A 242-nucleotide genomic window follows, 5' to 3' on the forward strand; every position below is an offset into this window, starting at 1 on the left:
GGCAACACGGCCGCCAGTTTTGCGCTTTCGGCTGTCGACTGCCGCGCCGCATCCTTGTTCCAGAACTGCCTGGATGCCGCCTGCGCACTCTAGATGCCATCACCGTACTCGGCGATGTTGGCGTACATCTCCAGGATCCGAGACCTCGGCCACAGCGTCTCGATCAGCAGCGTGCACCAGGCCTCCAGCCCCCTGCGGATCCAGCTGCGGTCCTGCCACAGGAACAGGATCCTGGCGACCTG

1 pseudogene is annotated in these 242 nt (G+C 64.5%); it reads right to left on the reverse strand.

Features of this window, described 5'->3' with window-relative positions:
• Positions 1-242: pseudogene (locus KVS69_RS20335) on the reverse strand (transglycosylase domain-containing protein); the annotation flags it as partial.

It is taken from the genome of Stenotrophomonas sp. GbtcB23 (assembly GCF_019091045.1).
Classification (GTDB): Bacteria; Pseudomonadota; Gammaproteobacteria; order Xanthomonadales; family Xanthomonadaceae; genus Stenotrophomonas; species Stenotrophomonas rhizophila_A.